The sequence below is a fragment of the Pseudomonas sp. SMV71 genome, assembly GCF_052042015.1.
Classification (GTDB): Bacteria; Pseudomonadota; Gammaproteobacteria; order Pseudomonadales; family Pseudomonadaceae; genus Aquipseudomonas.
The window spans coordinates 59,028-77,400 of sequence record NZ_JBKGGU010000002.1; the positions used below are offsets into that span (position 1 = coordinate 59,028).

Consider the following 18,373-nt stretch of genomic DNA (forward strand, 5'->3'; position numbering starts at 1 on the left):
GGGTTGGACTTTAACGGCAGGCTTGCGATGAGGCAAGGCTGACGACTGAGTCGACTGCAGTGTTATTCCCGCAGCAACGCCGCCCGCCGTCCCGCCATGAAACACAGCGTTCCACCCATCGCCGTCAGCAAGCCAAGGGCATAGAACATCGTCGGCGCTGGCGTGTGCAAGAGCAGGAAACCGCAGATCACCGGGCTCAGAGCGCCGCCGAGGGCCGCCAGGTTTTGTGCGCCGTAGTAGCTGCCGCGCAGCTCTTCCGGGGCCAGGGTGTCGACGAACAGGAATTCCGCCGGGTAGATGATCATCTCGCCCAGCGTGAAGATGAACATTGCCACGCACCAGCTCACCAGACCATCGGCCAGGCTGAAACCGATCAAGCCGAGGATGAACAGGCTGGTGCCGCCGGCAATCCAGTAGCGCAGTTGCTCGCGCTTGAGGAACCGGCCGATCTGGTATTGCAGCAGGATGACACTGATGGCGTTGCAGGCGAGCAGGGCGGCCATGGTTTGCAGGGCGCGTTGTGAGTCTTCGGTGACCAGCAGGTATTGCGACAGGTACAAGGTGAATCGACCGTGGACCACGGTGCTGAACAGGCAGCCGCAGGTGAACATGATCAGGGTGCGGTCGTTCTTGAGGGTGGTCAGGGTCTTCAGGAAACTCGGCGGTTGGCCGATGACAGGCAGCGGATCGGCGTCCTTCGGGATGGCGCTCATCAGGAAAATGCTGAGAAACGCAATGCCGCCGGCCATCAGAAACGGTGCGGTCGGGTAGACCCCTGCGATCACTACGCCGAGCATCGGACCGGTGGCGTAGCCGATGTTGGTCAAGGTGTAGCGCAGGGAGAATGCCTTGGCCCGCTGGCCCACCGGCAGTTGCTCGCTGAGGATGGCCTTGGAGCCGATCAGGAACAACGCCGAGGCCGTCTCAGTGACGACCAGGATGGTGGTGGTCAGGTAGAGGTTTTCGGCGAAGGTCAGCAGCACGAAACCGATGGCGCTGGAAAGCATGGCCAGGATAAGCAACTGGCGCTTGTCCAGCCGGTCGATGACGTAGCCGCCGTACAGCGCCAGCAAGGTGGCGATGAACACCGCGATGCCCAGCAGCAGACCGACGTCTTGCTGATTGAGGCCGAGCTTGGTGCTCAAGAACAAGGTGAGCAGCGGGCTGGTGATGGCGCGGCTGACGACAATGGTCAGCGAGCAGATCATCAAGCGGCGGATCACGAGGGAGTAGGTAGCCACGGGAAACAAATGTCCTTATTCGAATGCGGTAGCGTTTATCGGCGACCGATGGTTCACGCCAGCCATTGATGCAGCTCTGCCGTTGACTCCAGGGCTTGCATACGTTGCAGCCGGGCCAGTAACGCTTGGGCCTGGGGTCGAGGGATCGTCCGCTGGGCCAGGCTGAAGAACTTCTCCTCCAGCGCCGCGTCGCTCAGCGGATTGCCGGGCGCGCCCAGCGGTATGTCTACACACAGGCTGGCCTGCCGACCGTCCAGGGTCCGCACGCTCACGATGGGCTCGCCATCCTCCGATAACGTCGGGTCCACTTCAAGGCGAATCCGAGAAACCCATTGCGCTATGCGCGGATCGCTGCGCATTACGTCGTCATAGGCCTCCAGCCGGCAATGTCCCAGTACCAGTCGTACGGCGAGGGCGTAGCGCAGGCTCATCTGTGCGGCGGCCAGACGGGTGACGTCCTGGCCGCCGCACATGTCCTGGAGGAACTCGCAGAGCGTGACCTGGATGTCCTCGATCTGCCCGGCGCCGACATCCAGTTCGGTCAGCAACAGCCCCAACGCATCGATCGCCGAATGGGTGCCGCGGCAAGCGGCGTAGGGCTTGATCGAGCAACGGGCAAGTTTCCAGACGCAGCCCAGGTCCTTATCCAGTGCCTCAGGGACGGCAGTGCTACCGGCCAGGGTCTTGAGAAACCCGCCCCAGACGTCCTCGAACAATTGGCCCGGTCCGGTGATCCCCTGCTGAGCGAATCGTGCGGCCAGCAAGCCGCCTTCGGCCGCGCGACCGCTGTGGAGTTTCTTGCTCTGGGAGCCGTCATGGATAAAGGCCCACAACCCGCCACTGAAACTGCCGGCAATGCCCAGGGCCGACACGGTTTGTGCGGTGCCCAGGCCGAGGACCCGTGCGCTGGCGGCCGCTGCGCCAAACACGCCGCAGGTTGCAGTGGAATGCCAGCCGGCGCCGTTATGTGCTGAATAACTGCCACAGGCTTCCAGCACCCTACGGGCGATCTCGTAGCCGATCACCACCGCCGTGATGAACTCCCGGCCGTTCACCGGGTAGTCGACCATCGACACCGCTGCCATGACCGCCGGCAGCACCACGGCGCCTGAGTGATCGCAGCCTCCGGTGTCGTCCAGCTCCAGGGCATGGGCAGCGATGCCATTGAGCGTCGCAGCCTGGGCAGCGCCGGTGCGCCGATCCGTGCCCCAGACTGGCGTATCGCCGGGTTCATTGGCAAACACTGCCTGGGCCTGTCGCGCCACCTCACTGCCGGCGCCGGCGAGGGCCGCGCCGAAGCTGTCGAGGATATGCCGTTTGGCCTGGGTCACTAGCGCTGCGGGTAGATCTTCGAATTGTGTTGTCACGCAGAACTGCGCCAACCGCTCCATTGGGGGCACGCCTTGCCAAGTGTTCATTCGCCCTGGCTCCGATACTGGCGCTCGTACACGGCCGCCGGATGGTCCTCTGTCACGCTTGTTGCCGACGCTGCCCACCAATGGGCAACGTCACCCGCCGTGGTGAGCCATACATCCGGATGCCGTTGGATGCTTTCCAGCAATTCCCGTAGCAGGCCGATGCGCCCGGGCGTGGCGATGATTTCCGGGTGCAACCGCAGCACATAGCACAGGCCGAATCGGTGGAACCCGGCGAAGTCCATCAACAGGTTGCCCAGGGTGTGGCTGTACGAGGCGATCCGTGACTGACCGGGTGGCACGGCGGGGCTGAGGTTGAAGGCAAAGTAGGGTTCGTCTTCGAGTTCGTAGTGCAGCGGCAACTCGATCACGTCGGGCGCGGTTGGGTGCGCGAAAGGCAGGTCATCGCCGCGCCACGATGACGACCAGCGGATGCCTTGCTGGTGCAGTGCCTGGATGAATCCCGGTGCGCCATTGCCAGCAGGAATCCGGAAGCCGGTCGGGCGATTGCCGGTGAGCCGGGCCAGGGCTTCGCAGCCCTTGGCGACGTCGGCGGTTTGTTCGGCCAGGGTCAGGTTGTCGTAGTTCTGATGGCGATAGCCGGCGCAGGCGATTTCGTGCCCGGCGGCCAGGATCGCCTGGATGTGCCCGGGGTTTTCTTCGCCGACGATGCCGGGAACGCACCAGGTGCCGGGCACCTCCAGTTCGGCCAACAAACCGAGCAGACGGTCAACCCCGCGCTGGCTGCCGTAGCGCCAGACCGACAGGGTCTTGTCGCGCCCGGCCACTTCCGGGGCCTGGGTAAGGATGCCGTGGATGTCGTTGTAATCGACGGTCACCACCACTGCGCAACGGTAGCCGTCGGGCCAGACTTTGGAATCAGCCATGGTGATGCTCCTTGAGCCACCAACGGGCGACATCGCGGCAGGTGGCGAACCACACGTCATCGCGCTGGCGCATGTGTTCGAAGAGTTTTTCCAGCAACAGAATGCGGCCCGGTTTACCGATGATCTTGGGGTGGAACAGGGTGGTCAGGCACAACCCTTCATTCATCGCGCCGTCGTACTCGCGGCACCAGTTATCCAGCGTCAATTGGTAACTGGAGGTGCGGTCCAGCCCCGAAGGAAAGTCCGGGCCGCAGGTGTAGGCGAGGGAGGCGTAGTCGTCCATCTCCCAGCGGCCGGGGATTTCCACCAAGGGCGTATCCTGTCCCGGGACGTCAACCAGATAAGGCCGGTCATCGCCGCGCATGCTGCTGGAATAAATCACGCCAGCCTGTGCCAACATGGCCGGGGTCTCGGCGCGCCAGTCCCCGGACGGAGTGCGGAAGCCTTCTGCGCGTATGTTCAGGTAGTTGCTGAACACCTCGCGGGATTTGTTCATCACGGCCTTCTGCTGGTCCAGCGTCAGGGCGTAGAACGATTCGTGTTTGTAACCGTGGTAGGCCACCTCGTGTCCGCGCTCGATGATCGCCTGGCACCGCCGGGGCCAGTTTTCCACGACCCAGGCCGGGACGAAGAAGGTGGCCGGAATCTGGAACGCGTCGAGCAGATCCAGCAGGCGTGGCAGCGCACGATAGGGGCCGTAGCCGCCGAAGCCGAAGTACTCGGGCTTTTGCCAGATCGAGCCGTTGAGCATGGCATCGCCGGTCGGGCCGTCGAGGTCGAAGGCCAGGGCTAGGCAGGCTTTGTGTCCATCGGGCCAGGTGGGTGAAGACATTTTGTGCTCCAACAATTAATGAACGCCCCGCGGGTTTTATTGTGGGAGCGAGCTTGCTCGCGATTGCGGTGGGCCAGGCAGTCGAGTAGAGACTGATCGGACGCCATCGCGAGCAAGCTCGCTCCCACAGGGGGCGGGCGGGGTGTTGCAGGTTCTGCGTACACCCCGGCCCTGGTCATTTACCGGCGTTGATGGTCACCGTCTTGATCGCACCCAATTCCAGGTCCCACTTTTTCAGGATGGCCTGGTAGCTGCCGTCATCGACCATGCTTTGCAATGCCACTTTCACAGCCTCGCTCAGCTCGGGCTTTTTCTTGCTCACGCCCAGGCCGGTGAACTGCACGGAAATCGGCTGGCCGACGGTCTTGTACATGTCCTTTTCCTGGGTCTTGAGGTAGGAGAGGGTCTCGCTGCCTTGCATCGCCGCGTCGATTCGACTTTGGCGCAGCTGTGCACGAGCGTCTGCCGAGCCTTCGGTACCGACCACCACGATGGCCGGTTTACCGGCCGCTTCACAGGTGCCCTTGCTGAACTCGGCGATTTCCGCCGGGAAGGTGGTACGGCGACTGGTGCCGACTTTCTTGCCGCACAGGTCGGTGACGTCGTTGGTGTCCTTGTTCTTTTGCAACGTGTAGAACTGCGGGCCGCTGGTGAAGTAGTCGACGAAGGTCACGCTGGCCTGACGCTCGGCGGTGTCGGTCATGCCCGACAGCACCATGTCCACCCGGTCGGTGGTCAGGGCGTTGATCATCTGTTCGAAGCCGGTTTCCTGCCATTTGATCTTCACGCCCAGACGTTCGGCCAGGGCATTGCCCAGGTCATAGTCCAGCCCGGTCAGGGTGTTGGTGGCCGGGTCCTTGAAATCCATGGGTGGATAGTTCGGCATGATCGCGACGACGATCTCGCCCTTGTCCTTGATGCTTGCGGGCAAATCGGCGGCGAAGCTGACGCTGGAAGCCATCAGGCCGGCGAGTACTGCTGGGATTACGAAGTTCTTCATGGTCGTTCTCTTATGAGTGTTGTGACGCCAGACGGCGCTTAGGTTCGAACGGCAGAAATGAAGCTTTGGGTGCGTGGGTTTTGTGGACTTATAAGGATTTCTTCGGGGCTTCCAGCCTCCACGATCTGCCCGCCGTCCATGAACACCATGCGATTGGAAACCTCGCGGGCGAAGCCCAGTTCATGGGTGACGACGATCATGGTCATGCCGGTCTGCGCCAGATCGCGCATCACCGACAGCACCTCACCGACCAGTTCCGGGTCGAGTGCCGAAGTGGGTTCATCGAACAGCATCAGCTTGGGCCGCATGGCCAGGGCGCGGGCGATCGCCACCCGTTGCTGCTGGCCGCCCGACAATTCGATCGGGTAGCTGTTGCGTTTGTCGGCCAGGCCAACCCGCGCCAGCAGCTCCAGTGCCTCTTCGTGCGCTTCCTTGGGCGAACGCTTGAGCACCTGGCAGGGACCTTCGACGATGTTTTGCAGCACGGTCATGTGCGGGAACAGGTTGAAGCGCTGGAACACCATGCCGGTGGCCAGGCGTTGCCGGGCGATCTGCGTCTCGTTGAGTTCGTGAAGCTTGTTGCCGACCACGCGATAACCCACCAGCTCGCCGTCGACCCACAGGCCGCCCTTGTCGATCTTTTCCAGTTGGTTGACGCAGCGCAGCAAGGTGCTCTTGCCCGAGCCGGACGGACCGATGATGCACAGCACCTCGCCTTGTTCGACTTCGATGTTGATGTCTTTGAGGGCGTGGTACTGGTCGTAGTATTTATTCAGGCTCACGGCCTTGACGATGCTTCTCATGTCGCTTCCCCTCACGAACGCTTGCCGGCGCCGCGAGCGAAACGGCGCTCCAGACGACTTTGACCAAAGGACAGCACCGTGACCGTGGCCAGGTACCAGATACCCGCGACGATCAGCAGCTCCATGACCCGGGCGTTGGCGTAGTAGATGTTCTGAGCGTTGTAGAGCAGTTCCGAATACTGGATGACACTCGCCAGCGAGGTCATTTTCACCATGCCGATGAACTCGTTGCCTACCGGTGGAATGATGATCCGCATGGCTTGCGGCAAGATGATCCGGCGCAGCGCTTGCAGGCGCGGCATGCCGATGGATTTGGCGGCTTCGTACTGGCCGGTGTCCACCGACAGCAGGCCGGCGCGCACCACTTCGGCGGTGTAGGCGCCCTGGTTGATGCTCAAGCCGAGCAGGGCGGCCACGAACGGCGTCATCAGGCTCACAGTGTCCATTTCGAACAAGCCGGGAATGCCGATGGTGGGGAAAATCAGTGCCAGGTTGAACCACAACAGCAGCTGCAGAATCAACGGCGTACCGCGGAACAGCCAGGTATAGGTCAGCGCCACGTAGCGCAGGATCGGGTTGGCCGACATGCGCATGATTGCCGTGATCACCCCGAACACAATCCCCAGCGCCATGGCCAGCACGGCCATGACGATCGTGTTGAACAGGCCCCACAGAATCGCCTGGGACGTGAGGAACTGGCCGATATACGACCATTCGATCTTGCCTTCGGCGAAGGCCCGCACCAGGCCCAGCAGCGCGATGACGATCACCGTGGCGAAGAAGATGCGTCCGTAATAGCGCCGTGGCACATGCTGGTATTGGGTGATGTCGAACTGGTTTTCCGCCAGTTTGCGCTCCGCCTGGAGTTGTTCTGCCTGGGTGTGGCTCATGTGGGTTCTCCGTACACTTTATTTCGGGTCAAACACCTGGTCCCTGCGGGAGCAAACCCGCTCCCACAGGGGTGTCTGATTCAGAGGCGGAACCCCTGGTAGTCCTCGGTCCACTTCTGCTGGGCGACGAGTGCGGTCTTCAACCGGCCGATCTGCTCACGCACTTGCTGCGGTGCGGTACCACCGCGGCCGCTGCGGGCTGCGATGGCGGCCTCCAGGGTCAGGCTCTCGCGTACTTCTGGCGTCAGGCGTGGATCGATTTCGGCCAGCAGCGCCGGGGACGCGTCCCACAATTCGATGTCGTGTTGCTCACAGGCCTTGACCAGCGCACCGGTGATTTCGTGGGCTTCCTTGAACGGCACACCGCGCATGGCCAGCCAATCGGCGACCTCGGTGGCGAGGGTGAAGCCCAGCGGCGCCTGACGCCGCAGCTCTTCAACGTTGACCTGCATGGTCGCGACCATCCCGGCCATGGCGGGCAACACCAGCAGCAGCGTGTCGACGCTGTCGAGTACACCGTTCTTGTCTTCGCTCAAGTCGCGGTTGTAGGACAGCGGCAACGATTTGAGGGTGGACAGCAGGCCCGTCAGGTTGCCGATCAAGCGACCGGCCTTGCCGCGAGCCAGCTCGGCAATGTCCGGATTCTTTTTCTGCGGCATGATCGAGCTGCCGGTCGCGTAGGCATCGTCCAACGTGACCCAGCGAAATTGCCGCGACGACCACAGGCAAAATTCTTCAGCGAGGCGGGAAATGTTGATGCCGAGCATGCTGGCGATGAACAGGAACTCAGCCACGTGATCGCGGCTGGCTACAGCGTCGATGGAGTTTTCACACACACCGCTGTAGCCCATTTCGCGGGCCGAATGTTCGGGCAGGCGAGCGATGGCGGAACCGGCCATGGCTGCGGCGCCCAGTGGCGACAGTGAGGTGCGCGCATCCCAATCCACGAGGCGCTGCACATCGCGCAACATCGCTTGGGCGTGGGCCAGCAGGTGATGGGCGAAGACGATCGGTTGCGCTTGCTGCAAGTGGGTGAAGCCGGGGCAGATACTCTCGACGTGTTGTTCGGCCTGGGTTACCAGCGCCTGTTGCAAGGCCAGCACTTCGACGGCCAGGGTGCGGACGTGATCGCGCAAGAACAGGCGCAGGTCGTTGGCCGTCTGGTCGTTGCGCGAGCGTCCGGCACGCAACTTGCCGCCAAGGGCGCCGAGGCGCTCGGTCAACAGGCGCTCGATGAAGGTATGGACGTCTTCGTCGTCCAGGGTCGGAGCGATGCTGCCGGCGCGGAAGTCGACGCCGATCTGGTCCAGCGCGGCGAGCATGGTCCGGGTTTCTTCTTCGCTCAGCAGGCCGGCGCGTTGCAATTCCCCTGCATGAGCCTTGGATCCGGCGAGGTCGTAAGGGGTCAGGCGAAAATAGCGCTCAGGGCAACGCGACAGGGCTGCGAGGGCCTCGGACGGGCCGCTCTTGAAACGCGCACCCCAGAGGCGATCAGTGGTTTGAGACATCGTTATTTTCCTCATCGGTAAAGCGAACTTGAAGCGTTGTGCCTGGCCCGGAACATTGGCCCTGGACGATGGAAATCCACCAGGCATGGCTCGGCTTAGTTATTCATCAAGGGCAGGGGGGGGGACGCAGTTTCGACGCGGAAAGGGCTGATCGAAGTGTCAGCTTTTAATGTCTGGAAATCAGTGAGTTGGCACTCGGAGGCGAAAAATCTTAGCGGTTGCCAAGCCAGGTTTTCTGTGATCATTATTATTAGCCAGCGTTGTTTTTGTTGTTGGACACAGAGTGTTGAATAGGGCGCCAGAGGTAAATAAGCATTATGGAAACCCCACTTTCCAATTCCGGAAACCCGCCGCCTAAACCGCCTCACCGGGCTCCGTTGGCGCTCAGCGGCCTGGACTTCAAACTGCTCAAAGTCTTCAAGGCTGTGGTCGAGGCCGGAGGTTTCAGCGCTGCGCAGAATGAGCTGAACGTGGGGCTGGCGGCGATCAGCAAACAGATCTCCGATCTGGAAATCCGGATTGGCATGCGCTTGTGTACCCGAGGTCGCGAGGGGTTTCATCTGACCGAAGAAGGCAAGTTGGTGTACCAGGCATCCATTGACCTTTTTGCCTCGGTCGATAACTTTCGAGATCGGCTTAGTTCAGCTCAGAATGAACTTGTTGGCGACCTGGGTGTGGGGGTGATTGATAACACCATTTCCGACGCTAATTCTCCGTTAGTTGCAGCGCTTAGACGCATGAACGAGCAGTCGCCAAAAGTAAGGCTGCAACTTCAAGCGTCACAGCTGGATGAAGTGGAGCGTGGTGTGGTGGAGGGCCGGTTAGTGGCCGGAATTGTCCCGGTTTACCAGCAACGAGAGGAATTCGACTACTACCCCTTGTACCAGGAGCGCTCGCTGGTTTATTGCGCGCTGGGGCATCCGTTATTCGATTTGCCAGAGGCGCAGGTCAATAGCGAGATGCTCAAGGAATATGAATGCGTCAACCATCGCTATGCGATTCACCGAGATAAACTGAATTTCGCCCGTTACGACAGCTTTTCTGCCTCGGCGACCCAGGTGGAAGCGGTTGCGCTACTGGTCAAGACGGGCCGTTTCGTAGGCTTTCTACCGCAACACTACGCCGCCGCAATGGTGGAGCAGGGCCTTATGCGCGCGGTGCGTCCCGACTTGATCAGTATCGTCACGCCTTTCAGCCTGATCCTGCGGCACAACACCGTACGCAGTCCGCTGGTCAAGGCATTTGCCCAGGCGCTCGGGGTGGATTTGAAAGTGCCGCGCTAAGCTGCTGTGCATGGCGGAAGGCCGCGAGCCTACAATGATGTCGTAATGCCTCTACCTTTGTCTCTCAGCGTGTTAGATTCGTCCCGCAGCCGCCTGGAGTCCAACCACCCAGGCGTTGCGTGAGGACATCTCATTCCATGGAGGTAGGCGAACATGAGCGAAAAAAGAGAGCCGTGGTTTTCCCTGAGGGACATTCGATACCATCGGGACGGCGCGCATGCGATTGATAATATCCATCTACTCTTCCCCCTGGGCACCGGAAAATACGACTACGCGTTGCCCACCGACAGTTCCAATACCGTCCTCAGGCTGGTGCATTTTCTGTTTTCATCCCTTGATGAGAAGGAAGAGTTCGACAACGAAAACTTCCAGGCATTGCTGGCGCAGCTAAAGAGTCCAGACGGCTTGACCATGCAATCGCTCATCAAAGATGAGTTTCTGGCGGCTGACTTCCTGGTCTACAGCTCGTTCAAAGCGCATAAGGCTATCGATCAAAGCCTGGGCTTGATTCCTGAGCTGAATATCGGCCTGCGTACCTCGATGGTGATTTTACAAAGGGTGCTGGGCAGCTTTCAGTCTGTCTCGATACTGATCAAGAACAGCATGTATTTTGACGTGAACTGTCTGCTGCGTTCCATCCTGGAACAGGTGGGCCACGCTTATCAGATCATGAACGCGCAAAGCATGGAGGAGGTTGACAGGTTTGAGTCAACCAAATCGATTACTGCATTGAAAGCGGTCATTCCCGACGCAGGTATGCTCAACGGAATGCTGAGCGACTACATACACAACAACAAGGTCGTCTGGGGCGTGTATGTCGAAAGCGAGCCGAGGGAGACGGGCGAAGGGCACCGCAATTACGTGGTCACCCGTTCAGGTAAAAGGACGAAGGACTGCATTCTGGTGTTTAGCCGCATTATCGAAGCCTATCTGGCGGTGCTTGCGCGCGTTTATCTGGATCGTTGCCAGGACATTGACAGCAGCTTCAGGCAAGTGGTCACCGATTGCTCCGAGCACATTGCCAAGCTTAAAAGGGACATGGGGGAAAAGTATTACAGCGAGCCAGAGACGGCTCTGTAGGCCGCTTCAGAAGTTGCCGGCGGACCGGCGTTATTCATCGGCGAATGAATCGGGTGACGCCAACGCCTGGTTTGTAAGGCAGGCTTGAGCTTGTCAGGCCCCATCAAGTTAAAGGAACTGACTTTTGAGATTTGTATGGCGTGATCCGAGCAGTACTCCCACTTCGCTCACCAAAAAGGCATTGACTGCCGAACTGTCTCTTCTGCGTGAGCATTTTGAACTCGCCCTCCCTTCCCGGCTGACCCGGCGGCCGAAGGTTAACCCTCGAATATGGAGCTCAAGAGAAGTGAAGTCGGCGCTTGTCGCGGCTTTCCATGAAAAGTGCGGGTATTGTGAGAAGGATCTGAGGCCTTTTGAATTCGAAGTGCACCACCATCGCCCAGTAATGAACGCCAAAGGTCGGATCAGCTTCTCGGGTGCTCCGAGCCCCGATCATTACGCATGGTATGCCTATGAGTGGAGCAATCTTGTTCTGGCCTGTGTCGTTTGCGCACGGTACAAAGGCTCGCAGTTCCCGACAGAGGACAAGCGGGTCGCGCCGTTCACGCCGCTGACGATGGCCGATGAGGAGCGTCCGGTTCTCATAGATCCATCCCACGACGATCCCTACGAGTATCTTGCATTCAGCGCCGACGGATATTGCCTGTCCAGAGGTACACGAGGCAAGGAAACGGTCGACATCCTGAAACTCAATCGAAGCGAGCTGGTGGGACGACGCGCTGCCATTTTTTCGGAGCTTGGCATCAGTATCGAAAAAATGCGCGGAAGAGGCTACGCGCGGATTCTGTCCGAGGTCGAGAGCAGGCTGGATGATCGCCGTTCCCATGTGGGCGCGGCGAGAAACTGGATAACGGACTCCTTGCTGGCAACGTCAGCGAGAACGATCCCACCCACCGAAGCCGAGTTCAATAGCGAACTGGCCGGTTTCATTGATTTGGCCAACCCGGCGATGTGGCGCGATTTCATGGCTCACCTCAAGGGTAAAGATAAACCGCAGACGTCTCATCCCGCGGATCTTCTTGAGGTAATCGAGGAGACACAAGCGACCAAGTTTGCACGCATCCGCTCGGTCCATATCAAGAATTTCAAGGGGTTCGGAAAGTTCAAGATAGACTTTTCCAGCCAGGCGGTAGAGGAGCGAGGCATAGCGCCTGCAGTGGTGGTACTCGGTGAAAATGCGGTAGGAAAAAGCTCGCTGCTTCAGGCCATTGCCTTGGGCACGATGGGGCGGGATTTGCGCAAACAGACCAAGGTAGATTTTGATGCTTTTCTGCGCCACTCAGGTGGGTATGTGGACCGGACAGGGCGGCAAATTCTTGAACACAGGTCATCGACCCAGGCTAGCATCAAGATCAACTTTGATGATGGCAGCAGCAATGAGCTACACATTCAGCGGGGCGGGGAGATCCACGAAGAGGTATTTGAAAGTGCCTTGGTTCTCGGGTACGGTGCCCACCGTCTTTTCAACGACCAGCCGACAAGTTACAGACATATCAAGAGAGTCTCGAGCATTGTCTCGTTGTTCAACAAACAAAGAGTTTTGCCGCACTCCGCTGATTGGCTTGGGTCTCTCGATGAGAAAACTTTCCCAACGGTCGCTCGGGCACTGCGAGAAATTCTCAACCTGGCAGACGGCGATGAGATTGTTCGTTCGGAGCGCAATGGCATCCTGATTAACAAGAACGGCGAAGATATACCCCTGATGCAGCTCAGCGATGGCTATCGGTCATTATTTGCAATGGCTCTGGATATTCTCCGGAACATGGTCAGGCAATGGGGAGATCTTGAGAGTTCACGTGGCATTGTCTTGATTGATGAAATCGAAATCCATCTGCATCCACGCTGGAAGATGCAGGTGGTGAGCGCCTTGCGCCGTGCTATGCCGCAGGTCCAGTTCATTATCACAACCCACGACCCTCTTTGTATCAGAGGGATGTTCGACGGTGAAGTGCATGTACTGATACGCGACGATTCCGGAGCAATAGTGGAGGTGACCGGTCTGCCAGGGGTAACCGGAATGCGCGCCGAACAATTATTGACCTCCGAATATTTTGGCCTAGCCAGCACCTCGGAGCCTGAAACCCAACAGCGCATTGATCGGTTGCTGCTTTCCGATGCCCGGAGTGCAGATCCGCAAGGGCAGTTTTCCGAGCAACTGAACGCGTTTTCGATGATTGGTGATACCCCGGAGCGGCAGGTGGTAAATGAAGCCCTGCGTCGGCATATCGTCGAACAGTTGCGCTCCAATCGACTCGACCGTGCTGCGGTTCGCGAAGAATCTATCAATCTCATTCTTCAGCGTCTGCGCGGTGGTGTCGATGAGGCCGGGCAATGATCTACGTCAATCGCAATACGGTGACTGAACCTGCATCGCTTGCCAAGGCTGACGGTCGTGGAGCGAAAGAAAGAATCCGAGCCGATGCGTTTTACACGGCGCTGGCGGCTCAACCGGCGCCCCCCAAGACAAAGTCCAAGGTGAAAGCGGCAAAAAAGTCGAAGAAGAAAAAGAAATTCAACTTCGCGGCTTACCGATCAAAGGATGTGAAGAAAAAACTGGACCAGCTCTTTCACAAGAAGTGTGCTTATTGCGAATCCAGTTACAAGGCTGTGATGTCTGCTCAGGTCGAGCACTTCAGGCCAAAAGGCCGGGTGACTGAAGACCTCGCTCATACCGGCTACTGGTGGCTGGCATCCGAGTGGACAAATCTTTTGCCCAGTTGCATTCACTGTAATAGCTCCGAATATCATGAAGTCCAGAGGTTCGTTACTGAACAGCCCTACAAGCAAAAGGTGAAAGGAGGCGCCTACAAGCTTGGCAAGTATGACTCCTTCCCAATCGGCGGGCAGCGAGCAATGGCTAAAGGCGATGACCTGAGTGCTGAGGATGCCTATCTGATAGATCCCACCCGCCGCAATCCTGACGACCATTTGCAGTGGATCATCGAGCGAGGCCTGAGCCTGATCGCTCCGTTGAAAAGGGGGAGTGACTGGGATCCCTATGGACTGGCCACCTATCAAGTATTCGGCCTGAACCGCGTGGACCTGGTTGAAACACGGACCGAGCTAATGCTTGGAATCCAAAATGAACTGCTGAAGGCTGAGGACGCGCTAAAAGAAGCAGCTTCAGAACCTCCTGGCAGATTTTTCGACCGTCTTTGGAAAGATGCTCAACGAATATTCGCTGAACTCGAAGCGCGAGCTGCACCGTCAATGCCTTACTCCGCCATGGTCAAGAGGCTTGTGGCTGACAACCGGGCCAGGATAATCGCTGAATTTGAAGCCGCCTCGGCCGCAAAGCGGTTAGAAAGGCAGGGGCTGGCCGAAAGGCCGGATTGCTTCTAGGGCGCCTCGAAATTCTCATAATCCAGGGAGATCGAGTCGCTCTGCGGATAGCTGACGTACACCATCTCCCCATAATTGGTGGCGACCAATACGTAGGGCCACTTGCCGTTTGCCTTTCGCAATTGCTCGTACAACGGTAGGAAGAAATCTTTGGTCTGACCTTGCGGGTCGTAAGGGACTTCGCCCTGGAAGATCGGATAACGTCCACCATTGCACAACTGCACCCGTTCCAGCTTGATGCCGTTCTTCTCTAGCACGGTGCGGGCAGGGTGTTGCCAGTTGGCCAGGTCGACATCCCGGCAATCGCTGGTCTTTTGGGTGTAGAGCTCAGTGTCCTGGAGGGCTGGGTACGCCATGGCCTGGCCGGCCATGAGTAACAACGCCAGGGAAAGAAGACGCGGCATGGTGGTGGTCCGAATAGAGGGAGGAGGATTGTAAGGACTTTCCATCCCGATCCAAAAGGATCGAGATGATTGCTGGCGAACTGTCCTCCCACTGATGGATCTGCGATGGCATCAAATGGAGCGCTGATTCACTCTTGAAGACAACTGCTCGGCCGTTTCCTTGCGCTCCGAGTAGCGGTCCACCAGATATGCCTGGCGATCACGCAGGAGCAGGGTGAATTTCATGAGTTCCTCCATCACATCGACCAATCGGTCGTAATACGCTGATGGTTTCATACGACCTGACTCGTCAAACTCGGTAAACGCCTTGGCCACCGAAGACTGGTTCGGAATGGTGAACATGCGCATCCATCGGCCCAGAACCCGTAGCTGATTGACCACGTTGAACGATTGCGAACCGCCGCATACCTGCATCACGGCAAGGGTCTTGCCCTGCGTAGGCCGTATGGCGCCCAGCGCCAGCGGAACCCAGTCGATCTGGGCCTTGAACACCGCGCTCATGGAGCCGTGGCGCTCAGGAGAACACCACACTTGTCCCTCCGACCATTGCATCAATTGGCGCAGTTCCTGGACCTTGGGGTGAGTGTCAGGAGCGTCGTCCGGCAGTGGTAAGCCCGAAGGATCGAATATTTTCGTTTCGGCCCCGAACTCTTCCAGCAGACGCGCTGCTTCCTGGGTGACCAGACGGCTGAAGGAGCGTTCTCGTGTCGATCCATACAACAGAAGTATCCGAGGTTTATGAACGAGCGGGGCGGTCGGTTTCAGTTGCTCCAGGGTGGGGATGTCAATCAGATCGACCTGTACGTTGGGCAATGTATCTTGCATGTAAACTCCTACAGCCATGCCCCGCAGGGCTTTGCTCGATGCTTCAAAGCGTACCGATACGATTCAGTTCAGCTTGGAGTTGCTCAGTGCTCATTGTTTTTAGAGGCAGGGCGAAGAATGCATCCAAGCGCTGCCGAATCTTGGCGAGGGTCGTTTCGAATGCCGCGCTAATCTCGGCCTCGGACCCGGTGGCCTCTGATGGATCGGCCAAGCCCCAGTGCGCCTTCAGGGCAGGTCCGAAAAATATTGGACAGGCCTCGCCGGCCGCACGATCGCAGACGGTAATGACGATGTCCGGTGGGGCGTCTTGAAAAGTATCTGAAGCCTTGCTACTCAGGTTATCCGTGTCTATGTCTGCTGCCGCCAATGTTTGCAAGGCGCGTGCGTTGACACGTCCACTGGGAAAGCTTCCCGAGCTGACTGCTTCCAGGCCTTGCGGTGCCAGATGATTGAACATCGCCTCGGAAAGAATGCTGCGACAGCTGTTGTGGGTGCACATGAACAGGACTTTCATTGGGGGATTCCTTGGTCTGCAAGCTGAGGACAACTGCCAGGCGCGTAAGTTGGCGGAAGGGTAGGCAGCTCCAGCGCAATGAGAAGGGTCGCACGTCTGGTCCAGGATCAGAGTCATACATGCGGGAAATCGAATATACGAATTTACGTATATACAGTAAAGCGAACAGCATTGGATGAGGCCGCGACGGCTGTCCACGTGCAAACACGCCAATCGCTCTGAACCCCCGCTTCGCAAACGCCTCAAAATCCTCGTTCAATGGCAGAATCTCTTTCCTTTAATCCTTTCGGAGGCCGCAATGCTTCGTGTGTTCGAACGAAGACTCGACCCTTTTCCGCCCGATGAAGTACCGCCACCACCGGTTGGCCTGGTGCGGTTTCTGTGGGCGTGCACCCGAGGCGCCCGTGGCTATATCCTGGCGCTGGCGCTGCTCAGCGCCGCCGTGTCGATCTATGAGGCCTGGTTGTTTTCGTTTCTGGGACAGGTGGTCGACCTGCTTTCCTCCTGGCAGACGGGCGGGGAGGCGCAAAGCGCGCAAGAGAGCCGGGTGCTGTGGGGGATCGGCATCGTGTTGCTCACCAGCATCGGGCTGGTGGCGCTGCGCACCATGGTTCAGCACCAGATTCTGGCGATCAATCTGCCGCTGCGGCTGCGCTGGGACTTCCACCGATTGATGCTGCGACAAAGCCTTTCGTTCTTTTCCGATGAGTTCTCGGGCCGGGTCACGACCAAGGTGATGCAGACGGCACTGGCCGTGCGCGAAGTCCTGTTCACGGTCATCGAAATCGCCCCCGGTATTGGCGTCTACTTCATCGCGATCATTGCCCTGGCCGGTGGCTTCGCCCTGAAGCTGATCGTGCCGTTCATTGCCTGGGTCGTCTTGTTCGGGCTGGCGATGCTGTACTTCGTGCCGCGCCTGGGGCAAGTGGGGCAGGAGCAGGCTCATGCGCGGTCGTCGATGACCGGACGTATCTCGGACGCCTACACCAACATCACCACCGTGAAGCTGTTCTCCCACTCCAAACGCGAAGCGCACTTCGCTCGTGCCGCGATGGAGGATTTCAAGCAGACGGGCTTTCGGCAGATGCGCCTGGTCAGCCAGTTCGAGATCGTCAACCAGGCGCTGGTGGTGGCGCTGATCCTCGGCGCGGGCGGCTATTGCTTGTGGTTGTGGCACCTGGGCGAAGTCGGTGCCGGGGCTGTAGCGGCGATCACCGCCATGGCGTTGCGGATCAACGGCATGTCCCATTGGATCATGTGGCAGATGACATCGCTGTTCGAAAACATCGGCACCGTGCAGGACGGCATGGACACGTTGACCCGAGGGCCGAAAGTCCAGGATGCGCCGAACGCCGGCGTACTGGTGCCCACTGGCGGTTCGGTCACCTTCGACAATGTGAGCTTCAACTACAACGGTGAGCGCCAGGTACTCGATGGACTGAGCCTGCATATCCGGCCAGGGGAAAAAATCGGTCTGGTGGGTCGTTCCGGTGCCGGCAAGTCCACGCTGATCAACCTGCTGCTGCGTTTCTACGATGTTGACAGCGGTGAGATCCGCATCGACGGGCAGAACATCGCTCACGTTACCCAGGACAGCCTGCGCAGCGCCATCGGCATGGTCACCCAGGACACCTCCTTGTTGCACCGCTCCATTCGCGACAATATCGCCTATGGCCGCCCGGATGCGACCGACGCGGACATTCGCACTGCTGCGGCCAACGCCCAGGCCGACGGGTTCATCAGCCAATTGAGCGACCGCCAGGGCCATACCGGCTACGACACGCTGGTCGGTGAGCGCGGCATCAAGCTTTCAGGCGGCCAGCGCCAACGTATCGCCATCGCCCGGGTGATGCTCAAGAACGCCCCGATACTGTTACTTGACGAGGCTACCAGCGCCCTGGATTCAGAGGTCGAAGTCGCCATTCAGGAAAGCCTCGATGAGATGATGCAGGGCAAGACGGTCATCGCCATCGCCCATCGGCTGTCAACCATCGCCGCCATGGACCGTCTCATCGTCATGGATGAAGGACGGATCATCGAGCAGGGGACCCACGCTGATCTGTTGGCGAAAAACGGTACCTATGCGCGGCTGTGGCAGCATCAGAGTGGTGGGTTCCTGGGGGAAGACCAGGGCGTGGTGGAGGCGATGGGGCTGGAGTAGGTGTCTCGCCTGAAACTCCGATACTTGAAGCACCAATGGACGTGGGCGACTGCGGCTCGTTGTGCGCGTGAATCAAGAGGATACGCATCGGACAGCTCTCCTCGAGTGTGGACCAGTAAGTCCATTAGCCGGTGATTACCCAACGCTCATCTTGATTTGCGCCATTGACCTGTTTATAAGCCGCAGCG

General features: G+C 59.0%; 16 protein-coding genes. 5 read left to right on the top strand and 11 right to left on the bottom strand.

Going from position 1 to position 18,373, the window contains the following annotated elements:
* Positions 1 to 62: 62 nt before the first annotated feature.
* The 8 genes from ACLEJQ_RS02165 to argH all read right to left on the bottom strand — a co-directional run bounded on the left by ACLEJQ_RS02165 (position 63) and on the right by argH (position 8,576).
* Complete coding sequence (locus ACLEJQ_RS02165) at positions 63 to 1,241, bottom strand: MFS transporter (protein WP_440791736.1); 1,179 nt, start codon at positions 1,239 to 1,241, stop codon at positions 63 to 65.
* Positions 1,242 to 1,294: 53 nt separating this feature from the next.
* The gene (locus tag ACLEJQ_RS02170) at positions 1,295 to 2,632 is read right to left on the bottom strand and encodes an MmgE/PrpD family protein (RefSeq protein ID WP_440792115.1); all 1,338 of its coding nucleotides are present in this window, start codon (positions 2,630 to 2,632) and stop codon (positions 1,295 to 1,297) included.
* A 23-nt stretch (positions 2,633 to 2,655) separates the two neighbouring features.
* Positions 2,656 to 3,543: a polysaccharide deacetylase family protein gene (locus tag ACLEJQ_RS02175; protein ID WP_440791738.1), complete on the bottom strand. Its 888-nt coding sequence runs from the start codon at positions 3,541 to 3,543 to the stop codon at positions 2,656 to 2,658.
* Complete coding sequence (locus ACLEJQ_RS02180; RefSeq protein ID WP_440791740.1) at positions 3,536 to 4,375, bottom strand: polysaccharide deacetylase family protein; 840 nt, start codon at positions 4,373 to 4,375, stop codon at positions 3,536 to 3,538. Before ACLEJQ_RS02180 ends, ACLEJQ_RS02175 begins: the two co-directional genes overlap by 8 nt.
* 175 nt (positions 4,376 to 4,550) lie before the next feature.
* Positions 4,551 to 5,375 (bottom strand): ABC transporter substrate-binding protein, encoded by an 825-nt coding sequence (locus ACLEJQ_RS02185; RefSeq protein ID WP_440791742.1) that lies wholly within the window; start codon positions 5,373 to 5,375, stop codon positions 4,551 to 4,553.
* Between the two features lie 38 nt (positions 5,376 to 5,413).
* Positions 5,414 to 6,178: an amino acid ABC transporter ATP-binding protein gene (locus ACLEJQ_RS02190; protein WP_440791744.1), complete on the bottom strand. Its 765-nt coding sequence runs from the start codon at positions 6,176 to 6,178 to the stop codon at positions 5,414 to 5,416.
* A gap of 11 nt (positions 6,179 to 6,189) precedes the next feature.
* Positions 6,190 to 7,068, bottom strand: a complete 879-nt coding sequence (locus ACLEJQ_RS02195) for an amino acid ABC transporter permease (protein WP_440791746.1) — start codon at positions 7,066 to 7,068, stop codon at positions 6,190 to 6,192.
* Positions 7,069 to 7,148: 80 nt separating this feature from the next.
* Positions 7,149 to 8,576 (bottom strand): argininosuccinate lyase, encoded by a 1,428-nt coding sequence (gene argH / locus ACLEJQ_RS02200; protein ID WP_440791748.1) that lies wholly within the window; start codon positions 8,574 to 8,576, stop codon positions 7,149 to 7,151.
* 317 nt (positions 8,577 to 8,893) lie between these two features.
* On the opposite strand from argH, the gene ACLEJQ_RS02205 reads away from it, so the two are divergent.
* The 4 genes from ACLEJQ_RS02205 (at position 8,894) to ACLEJQ_RS02220 (ending at position 14,281) form a co-directional block, all read left to right on the top strand.
* Positions 8,894 to 9,859: a LysR family transcriptional regulator gene (locus ACLEJQ_RS02205; RefSeq protein WP_440791750.1), complete on the top strand. Its 966-nt coding sequence runs from the start codon at positions 8,894 to 8,896 to the stop codon at positions 9,857 to 9,859.
* Between the two features lie 153 nt (positions 9,860 to 10,012).
* The gene (locus ACLEJQ_RS02210) at positions 10,013 to 10,939 is read left to right on the top strand and encodes a hypothetical protein (RefSeq protein ID WP_440791752.1); all 927 of its coding nucleotides are present in this window, start codon (positions 10,013 to 10,015) and stop codon (positions 10,937 to 10,939) included.
* Positions 10,940 to 11,063: 124 nt separating this feature from the next.
* Positions 11,064 to 13,274 (top strand): AAA family ATPase, encoded by a 2,211-nt coding sequence (locus ACLEJQ_RS02215; RefSeq protein WP_440791754.1) that lies wholly within the window; start codon positions 11,064 to 11,066, stop codon positions 13,272 to 13,274.
* Positions 13,271 to 14,281 carry a hypothetical protein gene (locus tag ACLEJQ_RS02220; protein ID WP_440791756.1) on the top strand — a complete coding sequence of 337 codons (1,011 nt, stop codon included), beginning with the start codon at positions 13,271 to 13,273 and terminating at the stop codon, positions 14,279 to 14,281. Before ACLEJQ_RS02215 ends, ACLEJQ_RS02220 begins: the two co-directional genes overlap by 4 nt.
* Here ACLEJQ_RS02220 and ACLEJQ_RS02225 read toward each other — a convergent pair.
* The 3 genes from ACLEJQ_RS02225 to ACLEJQ_RS02235 form a co-directional block, all read right to left on the bottom strand.
* Positions 14,278 to 14,685 carry a hypothetical protein gene (locus tag ACLEJQ_RS02225; RefSeq protein WP_440791758.1) on the bottom strand — a complete coding sequence of 136 codons (408 nt, stop codon included), beginning with the start codon at positions 14,683 to 14,685 and terminating at the stop codon, positions 14,278 to 14,280. The genes ACLEJQ_RS02220 and ACLEJQ_RS02225 overlap by 4 nt on opposite strands.
* 111 nt (positions 14,686 to 14,796) lie before the next feature.
* Entirely contained in the window at positions 14,797 to 15,510 is a 714-nt protein-coding gene (arsH, locus tag ACLEJQ_RS02230; RefSeq protein WP_440791759.1) for an arsenical resistance protein ArsH, read from the bottom strand.
* A 43-nt stretch (positions 15,511 to 15,553) separates the two neighbouring features.
* Entirely contained in the window at positions 15,554 to 16,024 is a 471-nt protein-coding gene (locus ACLEJQ_RS02235; RefSeq protein WP_440791761.1) for an arsenate reductase ArsC, read from the bottom strand.
* 298 nt (positions 16,025 to 16,322) lie between these two features.
* Between ACLEJQ_RS02235 and ACLEJQ_RS02240 the strand changes: the two genes are divergently transcribed.
* The gene (locus tag ACLEJQ_RS02240; protein WP_440791763.1) at positions 16,323 to 18,185 is read left to right on the top strand and encodes an ABC transporter ATP-binding protein; all 1,863 of its coding nucleotides are present in this window, start codon (positions 16,323 to 16,325) and stop codon (positions 18,183 to 18,185) included.
* The last annotated feature ends 188 nt before the right edge of the window (positions 18,186 to 18,373 follow it).

Excerpts from the sequence above, each read along its gene's own strand:
- argH (WP_440791748.1), bottom strand. The coding sequence starts at position 8,576 with ATGTCTCAAACCACTGATCGCCTCTGGGGTGCGCGTTTCAAGAGCGGC.
- ACLEJQ_RS02220 (WP_440791756.1), top strand. The coding sequence starts at position 13,271 with ATGATCTACGTCAATCGCAATACGGTGACTGAACCTGCATCGCTTGCC.
- ACLEJQ_RS02210 (WP_440791752.1), top strand. The coding sequence starts at position 10,013 with ATGAGCGAAAAAAGAGAGCCGTGGTTTTCCCTGAGGGACATTCGATAC.
- ACLEJQ_RS02190 (WP_440791744.1), bottom strand. The coding sequence starts at position 6,178 with ATGAGAAGCATCGTCAAGGCCGTGAGCCTGAATAAATACTACGACCAG.
- ACLEJQ_RS02240 (WP_440791763.1), top strand. The coding sequence starts at position 16,323 with ATGCTTCGTGTGTTCGAACGAAGACTCGACCCTTTTCCGCCCGATGAA.
- ACLEJQ_RS02235 (WP_440791761.1), bottom strand. The coding sequence starts at position 16,024 with ATGAAAGTCCTGTTCATGTGCACCCACAACAGCTGTCGCAGCATTCTT.
- ACLEJQ_RS02170 (WP_440792115.1), bottom strand. The coding sequence starts at position 2,632 with ATGGAGCGGTTGGCGCAGTTCTGCGTGACAACACAATTCGAAGATCTA.
- ACLEJQ_RS02185 (WP_440791742.1), bottom strand. The coding sequence starts at position 5,375 with ATGAAGAACTTCGTAATCCCAGCAGTACTCGCCGGCCTGATGGCTTCC.
- ACLEJQ_RS02175 (WP_440791738.1), bottom strand. The coding sequence starts at position 3,543 with ATGGCTGATTCCAAAGTCTGGCCCGACGGCTACCGTTGCGCAGTGGTG.
- ACLEJQ_RS02180 (WP_440791740.1), bottom strand. The coding sequence starts at position 4,375 with ATGTCTTCACCCACCTGGCCCGATGGACACAAAGCCTGCCTAGCCCTG.
- arsH (WP_440791759.1), bottom strand. The coding sequence starts at position 15,510 with ATGCAAGATACATTGCCCAACGTACAGGTCGATCTGATTGACATCCCC.
- ACLEJQ_RS02225 (WP_440791758.1), bottom strand. The coding sequence starts at position 14,685 with ATGCCGCGTCTTCTTTCCCTGGCGTTGTTACTCATGGCCGGCCAGGCC.
- ACLEJQ_RS02195 (WP_440791746.1), bottom strand. The coding sequence starts at position 7,068 with ATGAGCCACACCCAGGCAGAACAACTCCAGGCGGAGCGCAAACTGGCG.
- ACLEJQ_RS02205 (WP_440791750.1), top strand. The coding sequence starts at position 8,894 with ATGGAAACCCCACTTTCCAATTCCGGAAACCCGCCGCCTAAACCGCCT.